The 291-nt window shown below is 70.1% G+C and carries 1 protein-coding gene; it reads left to right on the forward strand.

The genetic code is table 11. The features are described 5' to 3' along the window. On the forward strand, window positions 1-291 hold a 291-nt coding region (locus BGIM_RS66345), incomplete at both ends, for a hypothetical protein (RefSeq protein WP_193789108.1).

The following is a 291-nucleotide window of genomic DNA, read 5'->3' on the forward strand; positions in this document are numbered from 1 at the left end:
GGTGACGGCGAAGCTCAGCCCGGCGATCCCGGCGCCGAGCGCGGACAACTACTTTTTGGGGTCGCTGGTGTCCCAGTGGCGCGACTCGGGCCGTCCGGACGCCCCGGCGATGCTGCGGGCGGACCGGACGCTGGCGATGGCCTTCGAGACGACCCGGCTGGCTCGCGAGGAGTTCCTGGAGCAGGCCGACTGGGCCCTGGGGGTGAAAAAGTTCGACGTGGCGAAGAACCTGTACGAGGCCGCCGCGAAGCTGGACCCGGAGGACCCGCGGACGAAGTCGGGGCTGAAACT

The organism is Zavarzinella formosa DSM 19928 (assembly GCF_000255705.1).
In the GTDB taxonomy this organism is placed as follows: Bacteria; Planctomycetota; Planctomycetia; order Gemmatales; family Gemmataceae; genus Zavarzinella; species Zavarzinella formosa.